The organism is Streptomyces netropsis, assembly GCF_014203545.1.
Classification (GTDB): Bacteria; Actinomycetota; Actinomycetes; order Streptomycetales; family Streptomycetaceae; genus Streptomyces; species Streptomyces netropsis.
This window is the reverse complement of the sequence record NZ_JACHJG010000015.1, coordinates 159,913-173,838: the sequence shown is the minus strand read 5'-3', so window position 1 is coordinate 173,838 and position 13,926 is coordinate 159,913. Positions and strand designations below refer to the sequence as shown.

Genomic DNA, 13,926 nt, shown 5'->3' with positions numbered 1-13,926 from the left:
CTGTACCGCCCCACTGACAATGCCCTGGATCCGCAGGTCAGCCAGGCTTCCGTCGAAGGGGAGGCCGAGGCTCCGGGGCGACGGCGCGGTTCCGCGGGCCAGGGCGGGGGCGGCTATACGGCGCGCCCGTACGCCCGCAGAGTGAGCAGCGCGGCGACGGTCACCATCGGGCGGCACTCCAGACGCGTCCCCGGCGCCCACTCCCGCCAGCGGATCGGCCAGCCGCCGTCGTCCTCCTGCGAGGCGGCCAGGAAGTCCAGTGACCGCTGCAGCTCCGCGTCGGTGAACCAGGCGGCGGCCACCGAGTCCGGGTTCCGCGCGTAGTCGTGAGGGAAGTGGTGCTCGCCGGGCGCGTAGCCGTCGGGCACGGGGTGGTCCGTCGTGCGCTCGGGGTCCAGGACGGCCAGCCGCTGCTCCCGTACGACCCGGCCGATCCGCTCCGCCGCCGCCTCCGCGCGGGCGCGGTCGGGGGCGCCGTCCAGGAAGGCGACGGCCGCCTGGACCTCGTACGGGTGAGTTTTCGCGCCCTGGCCGAGGGCGTCGACCGCGGCCCAGCAGAAGTCGGTGGCCCGGAACAGCCACGCGTGCCAGACCGCGTTCCGGTGCAGCAGGCCCACCACGGGCCCGGTGGCGAGCAGATCGCTGGGCGGGTCGTCCACGATCGGGATCCAAGGGGCGGCCGGATAGCCGCGCAGCGACGGGTGCAGTGCCGGCAACGCGCCGTCCGCGGTGGAGACCGCCGTCAGATAGCGGCACACGCGCTCCACCCGCCGGTCACCGCAGCGGCCGATCTCGTCGAGCACGCGCAGCGCGTGCGCGGTGTGCAGGGGCTGGCTCACCGGCCCGCGCAGATCGGGCTCCAGGGCGTGGCCGTAGCCGCCGTCGTCACCCAGATAGGCATTGAGGGCCGCTTCCACGGCGTCGGGGTCGCCGTCCAGAAAGTGGAACGCGAATCTGCGCTGTTCGAGGACGCGGGCGGTCAGCCAGACGAACTGTTCGGCACGGACTACGGGGGATGCTCCGGATCGGGCCATGTCCCGACCGTAAGGGCGGAAAGCGGCACCGGTCAGCGGCTCGTGCCCGGCAGCACTCTCAGGGGCGGGATACTGGGCGCATGCGGTTGACGGTCTTCTGGCAGCGGATGGGCGATTATTTCGGCGTGGCGTACGCCGACTCCTTCGCACGCGATCATGTGATGTCCGAGCTCGGCGGGAGGACCGTGCACCAGGCGCTCGACGCGGGCTGGAACGCCAAGGACGTGTGGCGCGGGGTGTGCAGGGCCATGGAGATCCCCGAAGACAGGCGCTGACGCCCCCGCGGAGGCCGGCACACGCCGGGATTCCCGGGTAGGTGCTCCGAGGGGCACACGGCGCCCGGTTTTGCTCCTGGCCGTATGGGTGACACTTGCCCCGTGGCAGCCACAGACGACACCCCGGATCATGACCCACCGCCTCCTCCCGACACCGTTGCCGGTGGGAGCTCCGGCGCCGGCATGCCGCGCTGGCTGCCCCGGGCGATGGTGGCGGCGCTCGCCCTGTTCGCCTGCTTCCAGCTGGCCAGCTGGGCGTTCCACCAGCTCATCGGCCTGCTGCTCAACATCCTGATCGCGTTCTTCCTCGCGCTCGCCGTCGAACCGGCCGTGGCGCGGATGTCCGCGCGCGGCATGCGCCGGGGGCTCGCGACGGGCCTGGTCTACCTCGGGGTGATCGTCGCCTTCGCGGGCTTCTTCACGCTCATGGGGTCGGTGCTCGCCGACCAGATCGTGACCATGGTGGAGAACTTCCCCGCCTATCTGGACTCCGTGATCAGCTGGATCAACCGGACGTTCCACACCGACCTCTCCCGGGTCGAGGTGCAGAACAACCTGCTGCACTCGGACTGGCTGCGGAAGTACGTCCAGAACAGCGCCGCCGGTGTCCTGGACATCTCCACCACGGTCCTGGGCGGCCTGTTCAAGCTGCTGACCGTGCTGCTCTTCTCGTTCTACTTCGCGGCCGACGGGCCCCGGCTGCGCCGGGCCCTGTGCTCCGTGCTGCCGCCCAGCCGGCAGGCCGAGGTGCTGCGCGCCTGGGAGATCGCCGTCGACAAGACCGGCGGCTACCTCTACTCGCGCGCTCTGATGGCGCTGATCTCCGGCGTCGCGCATTACGTCCTGCTCCAGGTCCTCGGGGTGCCGTACGCCCCCGCGCTCGCGGTCTGGGTCGGGCTCGTCTCCCAGTTCATCCCGACCATCGGCACTTACCTCGCGGGCGCGCTCCCGATGCTGCTCGCCTTCACGGTGAACCCCTGGTACGCGGTGTGGGTGCTCGGCTTCGTCGTGATCTACCAGCAGTTCGAGAACTACCTGCTCCAGCCGCGCATCACGGCCAAGACCGTCGACCTGCACCCGGCCGTGGCCTTCGGTTCGGTGGTCGCGGGCACCGCGCTGCTCGGTGCGGTGGGCGCGCTGATCGCCATCCCGGCGACCGCGACGCTCCAGGCCTTCCTCGGCGCGTACGTGAAGCGCTACGACGTCACGGACGACCCGCGGGTGCACGGCCGGCGGCCGCGCCGCGGCCCGGGAGATTCGATCTTCGGGCGGTTGTTCAGGGCGTGGCGCGGGCGGTGACGCGGGCGGAGTGGCGCGCTTGACACCAAAATCGAACATCCATTCTTATGGGGTTCCGGGCCTGATGACGGACGCTGGTAGAGGCGAGTTATCCACAGGCCAGGACGACGCCCGGGCCGATTGTCAGTGGCAGGCGTTAGCGTCGTGGACGTGAAGCGATCGACTCAAGCAAACCGGGTGGAACCCATGGCAGGAACCGACCGCGAGAAGGCGCTGGACGCCGCACTCGCACAGATTGAACGCCAATTCGGCAAGGGCGCGGTGATGCGCCTCGGCGACCGGCCTAACGACCCCATCGAGGTCATCCCCACCGGGTCGACCGCTCTCGACGTCGCTCTCGGCGTCGGCGGACTGCCGCGTGGCCGTGTCGTGGAGGTGTACGGACCGGAGTCCTCCGGTAAGACCACCCTCACCCTGCACGCCGTGGCCAACGCGCAGAAGGCGGGCGGCACGGTCGCCTTCGTCGACGCGGAGCACGCGCTCGACCCGGAGTACGCGAAGGCGCTCGGCGTCGACACGGACAACCTCATCCTCTCCCAGCCGGACACCGGCGAGCAGGCGCTGGAAATCGTGGACATGCTGGTCCGCTCCGGTGCCCTCGACCTGATCGTCATCGACTCCGTCGCCGCCCTGGTGCCGCGCGCGGAGATCGAGGGCGAGATGGGCGACTCGCACGTCGGCCTCCAGGCCCGACTGATGAGCCAGGCGCTCCGTAAGATCACCAGTGCGCTCAACCAGTCCAAGACCACCGCGATCTTCATCAACCAGCTCCGCGAGAAGATCGGCGTCATGTTCGGCTCCCCGGAGACGACGACCGGTGGCCGGGCGCTGAAGTTCTACGCCTCGGTGCGACTGGACATCCGCCGCATCGAGACCCTCAAGGACGGCACCGAGGCCGTCGGTAACCGCACCCGTGTGAAGGTCGTCAAGAACAAGGTCGCGCCGCCCTTCAAGCAGGCCGAGTTCGACATCCTCTACGGCCAGGGCATCAGCCGCGAGGGCGGCCTGATCGACATGGGTGTGGAGCACGGCTTCGTCCGCAAGGCCGGTGCCTGGTACACCTACGAGGGCGACCAGCTCGGCCAGGGCAAGGAGAACGCCCGTAACTTCCTGAAGGACAACCCCGACCTCGCCAACGAGATCGAGAAGAAGATCAAGGAAAAGCTGGGCGTGGGCGTGCGCCCCGAGGCTCCGGCCGCCGAGCCCGGCCCGGACGCCGCCGGCGAGCCCGCCAAGTCGGTGCCGGCCCCCGCGGCCAAGTCCACGGGCAAGTCGGCCAAGGCCGCGGCGGCCAAGAGCTAGACCGTGGCACAGCGATGGGGGTACCGCCCCCGGCCTCAGGCCGGGGGAGACCGGTCGGACCTGGGCGCGGACGACCGCATGGACGGCGGCCCCCCTTCCCCGTCGAGGGCCGGGGACGGGGCGCCGCAGCGGCCGGAGGAGCAGGCGCGGGCGATCTGCCTGCGCCTGCTCACCGGATCGCCCCGGACCCGCAAGCAGCTGGCGGACGCGCTGGCCAAGCGCGGGATCTCCGACGAGGTGGCGGAGGAGGTGCTGTCGCGGTTCGAGGACGTGGGGCTGATCGACGACGCGGCCTTTGCCGACGCATGGGTGGAGTCCCGGCACCACGGCCGGGGGCTGGCCCGCCGTGCCCTGGCGCGTGAACTGCGCACCAAGGGCGTGGACTCCGCGGTGATCGACGAGGCCGTCGGGCAGCTCGACTCCGAGCAGGAGGAGCGCACGGCCCGGGAGCTGGTCGAGCGCAAGCTGCGGGCCACCCGCGGCCTGGACCGGGAGAAGCGACTCCGACGCCTCGCCGGGATGCTGGCCCGCAAGGGCTACGCCGAGGGTCTCGCCCTCCGAGTGGTGCGCCAGGCCCTGGAGGATGAGGGTGACGACCCCGAGCTGCTGGACCACTACCTGCCCGACGACTGACCGACGGGCGGTCCGGGCTCGGCTCGGACCCCGCCGCCCGCCGCGCCGGTGTCCGATGACGGTCGCCCGCGAGCGCCCGCCCCACGGGAGCCGACCCGAGCGCCGGCCCGAAGGGGTGGCACAGGGGCCTGCCGTCACGGCCGCGCCTGCGGTCAGGGCACCACCGGGAGTCCCGCCGCCCGCCAGGCCTGGAAACCACCCACCACGTCCGTGGCGTGGCGCAGCCCCAGCTGCCGCAGGGAGACGGCGGCCAGGCTGGAGGCGTAGCCCTCGTTGCAGATCACGACCACCCGCAGGTCGTGACCGCTCGCCTCCGCCGCCCGGTGTTCGCAGACGGGGTCGAGCCGCCATTCCAGTTCATTGCGCTCCACGACGAGCGCCCCGGGGATGGTCCCGTCACGTTCCCGCAGCGCCGCGTAGCGGATATCGACCAGCAGGCCGCCCCCGGCCTGCACTTCGGCGGCCTGGGCCGCATCGAGGCGGTCGAGGTCCGCGCGGGCGGCGGCCAGCAGCTCCTCGATCCTCATGCCCACTCCTGCGCCCACTCGACCTGCTCCAGCCGCAGTACCTGTCCCACCCGGCTGTAGCGCCGCATCATCGGCAGCGGTGGGTAGTAGGCGTGCACGGACACCGCGTGCTCCCTCGCCGAGGCGTTGAACACCTGGTGCACATGGTGCGGTCCGAAGGCCCGGCCCTGCCCGTCGGCGAGCTGCCGCTGACGGTCGACGCCGTCCGCCAGCTCCAGCACCTTCCAGCCCTCGGTGGGCAGTTGGGCGGACAGTGACTGCTCGGTGAGCCGTCCCGCCGCCGCCGCGAAGGCTCCGTGCGAGCCGCCGTGGTCGTGCCAGCCCGTACCGGTGCCGGGCGGCCACCCGATCAGCCAGGCCTCACTTCCGCCCGGCCCCTCCAGCCGGATCCAGGTACGGCCCTCGGGGTCGAGGGGGAGCGAGGCGACGAGCGCGGTGTCGGAAGCGGTGCGGCGGGCGAATCCCAGAAGATCGGCTGCCGAAGGCGCGGGGACATCCGAAGAGGGAGCCGCGGAGGAGCCGGAGGCCAGCGAGGAGACAGCGGAGGAGGCAGAAGCGGGAAGCGCGGACGCGCCGACGGGGAGAGACACAGGGGGACCGTCCTGAGGGATCGCGAAGGAGCGCGCGACCTCCCACAGACATGGCGGGAAGACGATCGCGCGAAGAGACAGCGGATCAGCAGGACGGACGACAGACGCAACCCGCATAGCGGACCAGGTCCAGATGGACCCTCCGCCAGAAACGCGCGCCGCTCTCAGTCACGCTCCGGAGTCAACCACGGTGGCCCGGACGGGTCAACGATTGGCCGTAGCCTCACTGGCCGCTCCGTCGGTCGCCCCCGCGAGCCCGGCGCGTCCGGCCCGGCCCGAGCGTTTCGCGGGTCCTTGGGACACCGTGCCCCCGGCGGTTCCGGTCGTTGCGGTCATCCCGGCGATCTCCGTGCCGCCACCGGCCGCTCCCGTCTCGCGCACGTCGGGCGTTCCCACCGCGCCGCCACGCACCGCGTCCGCGCACGCGTACAGCTCCGCCGGCCGCACCCCGGCCAGCGCCGCGGCCAGATGCCCATCCGGCCGCACCAGCAGCACCGTGTGTGCCGCGGCCCCCGGATACCCCTCGGTGACCAGCAGTTCCGCGGGCATCGGCAGAGCGCAGACGGCTGCCGCGAGCCGTGGCATGAGCCCGGCACCCAGCCAGTGCCGCCGCTCCCACACGCTTGTGCCGGGGGCGACGAGGACCACCAGCAGACCGCCGCCCAGCCGGTCCCGCAGCCGGGTGTCCGAACCGTCCGGCGCGGTCACCGGGACGTCCACGACCGGCGCCCCCACGGCAGTCCCCACCGGGACGGCGCTCGCGGGAGGCGCGGCCGGGGCCAGGGGCGTGCGGGTGTAGACGTAGGGCGCTCCCAGCGGTCCGCGCCCCAAGTGCCCGTCGCCGAGCAGCCCGTCGTGCCCCCGCGCCGCGCCCGGTACCACCGTCCGCCGCACCGCGCTCCAGCCACCCACGCCGCGCACCGGCGGCAGCGCCCGGTCCGCGGCGCGCAGCCGGGCGCCGATCGCCCCGCGCCGCTCCGCCTGGTAGCTGTCGAGCAGGGCGTCCGAGGCGCCCTGGTGCCAGGCCAGGCCCAGCTTCCAGGCGAGGTTGTCGGCGTCCCGCAGCCCTTCGTCGAGCCCTTGGGTGCCGAGAGCGCCGAGCAGATGCGCGGCGTCCCCGGCGAGGAACGCCCGGCCGGTGCGCCAGCGGCGGGCGAGCCGGTGGTGCACGGCGTGCACGCCGGTGTCCAGGAGTTCGTACGGCGGCACTTCTCCGCACCACGTGTACAGGGAATCGCGCACCCGCGCGACGAGCAGGTCCGGGGTGACCAGATCGCGGCCCGGCGGCAGCAGCCAGTCGAGCCGCCAGACCCCGTCCGGCAGCGGACGGGCCGTCACCTCGCCGCCGCCGTGCGGCGGCGCGCGGTGCAGCACGGCCTCGCCCGGCCAGGGCAGCTCGGCGCGGAGCGCGGCCACCGCGTACCGCTCCACGGCCGTGCGTCCCGGGAAGCGCACGCCCAGCAGCTTGCGGACGACGGAACGGGCGCCGTCACAGCCCACCAGGTAACTGCCGCGCCAGGTCGCGCCGTTGGCGCCCCGGGTGTGCGCGGTGACCCCGGTGGCGTCCTGCTCCAGGGTGTCCAGGCGGCTGCCCCCGACGATCCGGACCCCCGGGGCGCGGGCGAGGGCGGCGCGCAGTCCGCGTGTCAGCGCGTACTGCGGCAGGTGCAGCGGGGACGGCTCGCCCGGCTGCTCCTCGAAGTCGCCGAAGCGCCCGGGCTGTTTGACGTGCTCGACGCCTTCGCGCTCCCTGAACGTCAGCTGGGCGGCCACGGCGCGGCGCCGTACCGTGCGCCAACCGGTCCACCGGGCGCCGTCCCCCGTGGCACAGCCCAGCCGCTCCAGCATCCGGGCGGTGTCCGGCCGCAGCACGGCCGTACGGGCGAGGCGCTCGTCGTCGAGGTCCGCGCCACCGGTCGCGCCGACGGCCGGGTCCGCTCCCTCGGCGCGGCCCGCCGGCCCCTCGTCGAGGACGACGACGGGCACCTCGTGCCGGGTCAGGGCGAGGGCCAGGGTGAGGCCGACCGGGCCAGCCCCGACGACGATCACCGGGTCCACGGCACGGCTCCTTCGGACCCGTGGGGACCGGCGATCCCGTGGCGGGTCGCGCGGTGCGTACCGCCCGTACGGGCCGTACGGGTCATAGGGGGACAGCCGGGGGGAACACGGTGCGCGATCACAGAACGTATGCAACCCATTGCGGGTGCTTGCGTCAAGTGACCATGGCGTTCGCCACGGCGCGCCGGAACGCGTGCGCCCCGTCGGCCCGATCGGGCCGACGGGGCGTCACCGTCGTGTCGTGCGGTCGGGCTTGGGGCGTCACGCGCCGGAGCCGCCCGGCACCGGTCTAGGCCGTTTGGCCCCCGGCGCCCCCCATCCCGTTGGTGATGCTCGGGTCGTCGGCGGGCATCGCGGGAGGGGAGCCCTTGCGCGAGCGCTTTGTGCGCCGTTCGACCCAAGTGGCGACGGAGGACAGGGCCAGACAGAGCAGGATGTAGATCGAACCGAAGACGATCACCATCGGGATGAAGGCGTAGACGCCGTTCACGGGCGGGGTCTGCTGGGCGAACGCCTTACCGACGAACAGCAGCTCCTCGTACAGGATGATGAACCCGAGCGAGGTGTCCTTGAGGGTCACCACGAGCTGGCTGATGATCGACGGCAGCATCGAGCGGACGGCCTGCGGGACGAGTACGCCCGTCATCACCTGGGTCTTGCGCAGCCCGATCGCGTACGCCGCCTCGCTCTGCCCGCGGGGCACGGCGTTGATGCCGGACCGGAAGATCTCCGCCTGCACCGAGCCGTTGTACAGGGTCAGGCCGATGACCAGGGCCCACATCGGCTCGGAGGTGAAGACCGCCGCGTAGAGCAGGAAGATCATGATGAGCAGCGGCATGGCGCGGAAGAACTCCACGACCGTGGTGGCCACCCAGCGCACGGGCTTGTGGTCGGAGAGCCGGCCCGTCGCGAGCACGGTGCCGAGCACCACGGAGAGCACCGCGGCGATCGCGAACGTCTTCAGTGTCGTCAGCAGACCGTCGAGGATCCGCTGCTGTGTGTCGGCGTACTCGTAGTCGTCCCACAGGCCGGCCTGGAACTGGCCGGTCGAGTCGAGCTTGTAGACGATGAAGGCGATCAGGCCGAGGATGGCGACGGCGGACACGACGCCGTAGACCCGGTTGCGGACCTTGGCCCTGGGGCCCGGTACGTCGTACAGGACGCTCGAGGTCATCGGGCCACCGCCAGCCGGTTCTCCAGCAGTCGGAAGAGACCGCTGATCGTGAAAGTGATGATGATGTAGCAGACCGCGATCCACAGGAAGATCACGTAAATGTCATAGCCCGAGGCGGCGTTGAGGGTCTTCTGCACGGAGCCGAGCTCCGTGACGTTGAAGCCCGAGGCGATCGCCGTGTTCTTGGCGAGGGCGATCATCAGGCTGCCGATGGGCGGAATCGCCGTCCGGGCCGCCTGCGGCAGGACTATCTGGCCCAGGGTCTGGTTGAAGGTCATGCCGATCGAGCGGGCGGCCTCGGCCTGGCCCACCGGCACCGTGTTGATGCCGGACCGGATGGCCTCGCAGATGAACGCCGAGGTGTAGCAGCCCAGCGCCATGACGGCGAGCCAGAAGGAGTCCCAGCCCTTGAGCCCGAGCGCGGGCAGCCCCAGGGTGACGGCGAGGAAGAGCAGCACCAGCGGGGTGTTGCGCAACAGCGTCACCCAGGCGGTGCCGAATATTCGCAGCGCGGGCACCGGAGAAACGCGGAACGCCGCGATCAGGGTGCCCAGCACCAGGGCGAGCGCCGCGCTCAGCGCCGTCAGCTCGACGGTGCCGAGAAATCCTTCGCGGAACATCGCGAAGTTGTCCGACAGAACGTTCAAGTCACTTCTCCGGAAATCGCGTGGCGGGCAGCCGCGCCGGGGCGCCCGGCCCCCGGGTCACCCCGGGGGCCGGACCTCGCCGGCGCGGCACCGATCAGGCACCGCTGGTCAGTAGCGGTCGACCGCGGGCGGGGTCTGGGCGGCGGCCCCGGAGAGACCGAGCGTGGCGTCGTACGCCTTCTTCCAGTCGCCGCTCTTCATGTGCGCCTCGATGGCGTTGTTGACCGCGTCGCGCAGCGCCTTGTCGTCCTTCATCAGGCCGACGCCGTACGGCTCCTTGGAGAACGGAGCGCCGACGACCTTCAGGGCGCCCTTGTTCTCCGCGGCGTAGCCCTTGAGGATCGAGTCGTCCGTGGTGACGGCGTCGACCGAGCCGTTGACCAGGTCCTGCACACAGAGCTGGTAGCCCTGCTGCGCCTTGGCCTCGCCCACCCCGTACTTGGCTTCCTTGATCCGCTTGAGCGGCGTGGAGCCGGTCGCCGAGCAGACCTTCTTGCCCTTGAGGTCGTCCGGGCCCTTGATGTCGCTGTCGGCCTTCACCAGCAGGTCCTGGCCGGCGATGTAGTACGGGCCGCCGAAGCCGACCTGCTTCTTGCGCTCGTCGTTGATCGTGTACGTGCCGACGTACAGATCCACGCCGCCACTGGCGATCTGCGTCTCGCGGGCCTCGGAGGGGACCGTCTTGAACTTGATGTGCGCCTCGTCGAAGCCGAGGTCGGCCGCGATCATGCGGGCGATCTCCACGTCGAAGCCGGAGCGCTTCTTGGTGCCGGGGTTCTCGAAACCGAGGCCGGGCTGGTCGGCCTTGGTGCCGATGGTGATCGTCTTGCCCTTGATCTTCTCGAAGACGGGCGAGTCCTTCACATCGGCGGCGGAGTTCACCTTGTACGTCGGCAGGGTCGGTGCCGACGCGCCGCCGCTGGCCTTGTCGCTCTCGTCATCGGGGCTGCCCGACTTGCCGCAGGCGGTCGCGGACGCGGTGAGCGCCAGCACCACGGCGGCCGCTGCGGCGGTTTTGCGGAGCTTCATGGTGAACATCCTTTGCGTCTGCGGGTGTCCGCTGGGTGGTCGAAACCGCCGGCGGCCCGGCGGGGGAAAAGGGGGTAGGGGTAAAAGGCGGTCCGCGAAGCGCGGCCGGAATCGATCAGTGGTGGAGGATCTTCGAGAGGAAGTCCTTCGCCCGGTCGCTGCGCGGGTTGGCGAAGAACTGGTCCGGGCGCGCCTCTTCGACGATCTTCCCGTCCGCCATGAAGACGACACGGTTCGCGGCGGAGCGCGCGAAGCCCATCTCGTGCGTGACGACGACCATCGTCATGCCGTCCGCCGCGAGCTGCCGCATGACCTCCAGCACCTCATTGATCATCTCCGGGTCCAGGGCCGAGGTCGGCTCGTCGAAGAGCATGACCTTGGGGTCCATGGCCAGTGCCCGGGCTATCGCCACGCGCTGCTGCTGGCCACCGGAGAGCTGCGCCGGGTACTTGTCCGCCTGGGCGCCCACGCCGACCCGGTCGAGCAGCGAACGGGCCTTCGTCTCGGCCGTCTTGCGGTCCGTCTTGCGGACCTTGACCTGGCCCAGCGTCACGTTCTCCAGCACGGTCTTGTGCGCGAAGAGGTTGAAGGACTGGAAGACCATGCCCACATCCGCGCGCAGCCGTGCCAGCTCCCTGCCCTCCTGGGGCAGCGGCTTGCCGTCGATGCTGATCGTGCCGGAGTCGGTCGTCTCCAGCCGGTTGATCGTCCGGCACAGGGTCGACTTACCGGACCCCGAGGGCCCGATGACGACGACTACCTCGCCGCGCGCGATGGTCAGGTCGATGTCCTGGAGCACATGCAGCGCGCCGAAGTGCTTGTTGACGTTGTTCAGGACGACCAGTGCGTCCGCGACGGGGGTCGCGTCCTTGGTCACCGATACTTCGCTCATCGGCGTTCTCGCTCCGTCCTCCTCGATTGGGGTGGACCCTAATGAGCCGTGACGACCAGCGTCATTACATCTGAGCGGAAATTGAGCATAACGATACGGACTCGAACGGACACTCCGCGTGAACGGGGCCCCAGGGCCACACTCCGGACGCGCGGGCGTACCGGGTCCATAACGGAAACCCCTTCAAGGCCGGAACCCCCTTGACGCGCCGGGCGTCCATCGGCGTGGATGCGGTGTCACGCCACAGCCACCCGGAGGGGGGCCGATGAGACTCCTGCTCGTAGAAGACGACGACCACGTCGCCGCGGCCCTGTCCGCGGTATTGGCCAGGCACGGCTTCCAGGTCACCCATGCCCGCAGCGGGGAGGAGGCCCTGCAGGCCCTGCTGCCGGCCGAGCGCGCGCCCTTCGGCGTCGTGCTGCTCGACCTCGGCCTGCCCGACCAGGACGGCTTCGAGGTGTGCGGCAAGATCCGCAAGCGCACCACCACGCCCGTGATCATGGTGACGGCCCGCGCCGACACCCGATCGAAGATCCACGGCCTGAACCTCGGCGCCGACGACTACGTGGTCAAGCCCTACGACACCGGCGAGCTGCTCGCCCGCATCCACGCGGTGGCCCGGCGCACCCCGCCCGCCGACAACGCCCCCGGTGAGCCGCACGAGGCGGATTCCCCGTGCGCGCTACGGCTCGGGGCGCTGACCATCGAACTTCCCAACCGCCACGTCTCCGTGAGCGGCTCCACCGTCCCGCTCACCCGCAAGGAATTCGACCTGCTCGCGCTGCTCGCCCAGCGCCCGGGCGTCGTCTTCCGCCGCGAGCAGATCATCAGCGAGGTGTGGCGGACCAGTTGGGAGGGGACCGGCCGCACCCTCGAGGTGCACGTCGCCTCACTGCGGGCCAAGTTGCGCATGCCCGCGCTCATCGAAACGGTCCGTGGCGTCGGTTACAAAATCGTCGTTCCGGCCGTCTGACGGCAGTATGAGCTCGTGCGCACCCGACTCCTCCCGCTGCTCATCGTCCTCATGGCGGGCGTCCTGCTGGCCCTGGGCTTCCCGCTCGGGGCGGGCATCGCCGCGGTTCAGCAGCAGCGGGTGGTGGTCGACCGGATCGACGACACCGCCCGGTTCGCCGCTCTCGCCCAGTTCGTCACCACCCGGCAGTTCGGGCCCGCGGGTGAGGCGGACGAGCGGCTGACGACCCTGCGGTCCGAACTCGCCCGCTACGAGGATCTGTACGACATACGCGTAGGCGTCTTCTACCGCGACGGGCGGGCCATGGCCGTCGCCCCCGCGGGATGGTCCGTACCACCCGAGGGGGAGGGCCGGCAGGCGTTCCAGGAGGCGCTCGCCGGGCGCCGCAGCCACGACCCCGGTCAGGTCCTGCCCTGGCGGGGCGGCCGGCTCGCCGTCGCCTCGCCCGTCATCCGCGACGGTGACGTCGTCGCGGTCGTCGTCACCGAATCGCCCACGGGGAAACTGCGCTCCCGCATCCTGCACTCCTGGCTGCTGCTCGCGGCGGGCGAGACCGCGGCGATGTTACTGGCCGTGGGGGCCGCCTTCCGCCTCACCGGCTGGGTGCTGCGGCCCGTGCGGACGCTCGACGTGGCCGCGCACGGCATCGCCACCGGAGCACTGAACTCCCGCGTCGCGGTGTCCAGCGGGCCACCCGAACTACGCCGCCTGGCCCGCTCGTTCAACGAGATGGCCGACAACGTCGAGGAAGTCCTGGAACAGCAGCGCGCCTTCGTCGCCGACGCCTCGCACCAACTGCGCAACCCGCTCGCCGCCCTGCTGCTGCGCATCGAGCTGCTCGCCCTGGACCTCCCCGACGGCCACGAGGAGATCGCCTCGGTGCGCACCGAGGGCAAGCGGCTCGCCCGGGTCCTCGACGACCTCCTGGACCTGGCCCTGGCCGAGCACGCCGAGAGCGACCTCCAGCTGACCGACATAGCCGAGATCGTCACCGACCGGGTGGGCTCCTGGTCCCCGGTCGCCGACCGGGAGCAGGTCACCCTGACCTACAGCGGCCCGGTCGCCGTCACCGGCTGGGCCGATCCGATCGCGCTCTCCAGCGCGCTCGACGCGGTGGTGGACAACGCGCTGAAGTTCACGCCCGCACACGCGCGCGTGGAGGTCACCGTCGAGGTCGGCGGCGACAGCATCTGCATCACGGTCGCCGACGGCGGTCCGGGACTCACCGAGGACGAGCTCAACCGGATCGGTGACCGCTTCTGGCGCAGCAACCGCCACCAGAACGTCTCCGGCTCCGGCCTCGGCCTGTCCATCAGCCGCGCCCTCCTCGCGGCGGGCGGCGCCACCCTCTCGTACGCGCCGAACGAGCCCAACGGACTGCGGGCGACGATCGCGGTGCCGCGCGACGGCGCCGGCGACACCGGAGGCCGCAAGGGACAGCCGGGCGGCCGCGTCAGGGCCTGAGGGGCCCGCTCAGGGCGCGACCTGCGGGT

The 13,926-nt window shown here is 71.4% G+C and carries 15 protein-coding genes; 6 read left to right on the top strand and 9 right to left on the bottom strand.

Going from position 1 to position 13,926, the window contains the following annotated elements; all coding sequences use genetic code 11:
- Positions 1 to 113: 113 nt before the first annotated feature.
- Complete coding sequence (locus FHS38_RS29420) at positions 114 to 1,034, bottom strand: hypothetical protein (RefSeq protein ID WP_184738674.1); 921 nt, start codon at positions 1,032 to 1,034, stop codon at positions 114 to 116.
- An 80-nt stretch (positions 1,035 to 1,114) separates the two neighbouring features.
- Between FHS38_RS29420 and FHS38_RS29415 the strand changes: the two genes are divergently transcribed.
- The 4 genes from FHS38_RS29415 (at position 1,115) to recX (ending at position 4,543) form a co-directional block, all read left to right on the top strand.
- Positions 1,115 to 1,309: a DUF3046 domain-containing protein gene (locus FHS38_RS29415; RefSeq protein WP_184738672.1), complete on the top strand. Its 195-nt coding sequence runs from the start codon at positions 1,115 to 1,117 to the stop codon at positions 1,307 to 1,309.
- 102 nt (positions 1,310 to 1,411) lie between these two features.
- On the top strand, positions 1,412 to 2,608 hold the full coding sequence (locus FHS38_RS29410) for an AI-2E family transporter (RefSeq protein WP_308433594.1): 1,197 nt from the start codon (positions 1,412 to 1,414) through the stop codon (positions 2,606 to 2,608).
- Positions 2,609 to 2,794: 186 nt separating this feature from the next.
- Positions 2,795 to 3,910, top strand: coding sequence for a recombinase RecA (recA, locus tag FHS38_RS29405; RefSeq protein ID WP_184738670.1), 1,116 nt, complete (start codon positions 2,795 to 2,797; stop codon positions 3,908 to 3,910).
- Positions 3,911 to 3,988: 78 nt separating this feature from the next.
- Positions 3,989 to 4,543: a recombination regulator RecX gene (gene recX / locus FHS38_RS29400; protein ID WP_184738721.1), complete on the top strand. Its 555-nt coding sequence runs from the start codon at positions 3,989 to 3,991 to the stop codon at positions 4,541 to 4,543.
- A 152-nt stretch (positions 4,544 to 4,695) separates the two neighbouring features.
- Here recX and FHS38_RS29395 read toward each other — a convergent pair whose 3' ends face one another.
- The 8 genes from FHS38_RS29395 to FHS38_RS29365 all read right to left on the bottom strand — a co-directional run bounded on the left by FHS38_RS29395 (position 4,696) and on the right by FHS38_RS29365 (position 11,460).
- Positions 4,696 to 5,070, bottom strand: a complete 375-nt coding sequence (locus tag FHS38_RS29395; protein WP_184738669.1) for a rhodanese-like domain-containing protein — start codon at positions 5,068 to 5,070, stop codon at positions 4,696 to 4,698.
- Positions 5,067 to 5,600 carry a cupin domain-containing protein gene (locus FHS38_RS29390; RefSeq protein WP_221495511.1) on the bottom strand — a complete coding sequence of 178 codons (534 nt, stop codon included), beginning with the start codon at positions 5,598 to 5,600 and terminating at the stop codon, positions 5,067 to 5,069. The genes FHS38_RS29395 and FHS38_RS29390 overlap by 4 nt, the downstream gene beginning before the upstream one ends.
- 145 nt (positions 5,601 to 5,745) lie before the next feature.
- A complete protein-coding gene (locus FHS38_RS36425; RefSeq protein ID WP_324606970.1) occupies positions 5,746 to 5,832 on the bottom strand; it encodes a putative leader peptide in 87 nt (28 codons plus the stop codon).
- Positions 5,833 to 5,864: 32 nt separating this feature from the next.
- Positions 5,865 to 7,718: an FAD-dependent oxidoreductase gene (locus tag FHS38_RS29385; protein ID WP_184738665.1), complete on the bottom strand. Its 1,854-nt coding sequence runs from the start codon at positions 7,716 to 7,718 to the stop codon at positions 5,865 to 5,867.
- A gap of 289 nt (positions 7,719 to 8,007) precedes the next feature.
- Positions 8,008 to 8,892, bottom strand: a complete 885-nt coding sequence (locus FHS38_RS29380; protein WP_184738663.1) for an amino acid ABC transporter permease — start codon at positions 8,890 to 8,892, stop codon at positions 8,008 to 8,010.
- On the bottom strand, positions 8,889 to 9,539 hold the full coding sequence (locus tag FHS38_RS29375) for an amino acid ABC transporter permease (RefSeq protein WP_130881842.1): 651 nt from the start codon (positions 9,537 to 9,539) through the stop codon (positions 8,889 to 8,891). The genes FHS38_RS29380 and FHS38_RS29375 overlap by 4 nt, the downstream gene beginning before the upstream one ends.
- 108 nt (positions 9,540 to 9,647) lie before the next feature.
- On the bottom strand, positions 9,648 to 10,568 hold the full coding sequence (locus FHS38_RS29370; protein WP_184738661.1) for a glutamate ABC transporter substrate-binding protein: 921 nt from the start codon (positions 10,566 to 10,568) through the stop codon (positions 9,648 to 9,650).
- 115 nt (positions 10,569 to 10,683) lie between these two features.
- Positions 10,684 to 11,460 (bottom strand): amino acid ABC transporter ATP-binding protein, encoded by a 777-nt coding sequence (locus FHS38_RS29365; protein ID WP_184738659.1) that lies wholly within the window; start codon positions 11,458 to 11,460, stop codon positions 10,684 to 10,686.
- Positions 11,461 to 11,725: 265 nt separating this feature from the next.
- Here FHS38_RS29365 and FHS38_RS29360 point away from each other — a divergent pair, with 265 nt between their 5' ends.
- Both FHS38_RS29360 and FHS38_RS29355 read left to right on the top strand, forming a co-directional pair.
- Entirely contained in the window at positions 11,726 to 12,433 is a 708-nt protein-coding gene (locus tag FHS38_RS29360) for a response regulator transcription factor (RefSeq protein WP_184738657.1), read from the top strand.
- Between the two features lie 15 nt (positions 12,434 to 12,448).
- Positions 12,449 to 13,897, top strand: a complete 1,449-nt coding sequence (locus tag FHS38_RS29355; protein WP_184738655.1) for a sensor histidine kinase — start codon at positions 12,449 to 12,451, stop codon at positions 13,895 to 13,897.
- Positions 13,898 to 13,926 lie beyond the last annotated feature (29 nt).

Coding starts and splice junctions, on each gene's coding strand:
- FHS38_RS29420 (WP_184738674.1), bottom strand. CDS start 1,034: ATGGCCCGATCCGGAGCATCCCCCGTAGTCCGTGCCGAACAGTTCGTC.
- FHS38_RS29415 (WP_184738672.1), top strand. CDS start 1,115: ATGCGGTTGACGGTCTTCTGGCAGCGGATGGGCGATTATTTCGGCGTG.
- recA (WP_184738670.1), top strand. CDS start 2,795: ATGGCAGGAACCGACCGCGAGAAGGCGCTGGACGCCGCACTCGCACAG.
- recX (WP_184738721.1), top strand. CDS start 3,989: ATGGACGGCGGCCCCCCTTCCCCGTCGAGGGCCGGGGACGGGGCGCCG.
- FHS38_RS29395 (WP_184738669.1), bottom strand. CDS start 5,070: ATGAGGATCGAGGAGCTGCTGGCCGCCGCCCGCGCGGACCTCGACCGC.
- FHS38_RS29380 (WP_184738663.1), bottom strand. CDS start 8,892: ATGACCTCGAGCGTCCTGTACGACGTACCGGGCCCCAGGGCCAAGGTC.
- FHS38_RS29370 (WP_184738661.1), bottom strand. CDS start 10,568: ATGAAGCTCCGCAAAACCGCCGCAGCGGCCGCCGTGGTGCTGGCGCTC.
- FHS38_RS29365 (WP_184738659.1), bottom strand. CDS start 11,460: ATGAGCGAAGTATCGGTGACCAAGGACGCGACCCCCGTCGCGGACGCA.
- FHS38_RS29360 (WP_184738657.1), top strand. CDS start 11,726: ATGAGACTCCTGCTCGTAGAAGACGACGACCACGTCGCCGCGGCCCTG.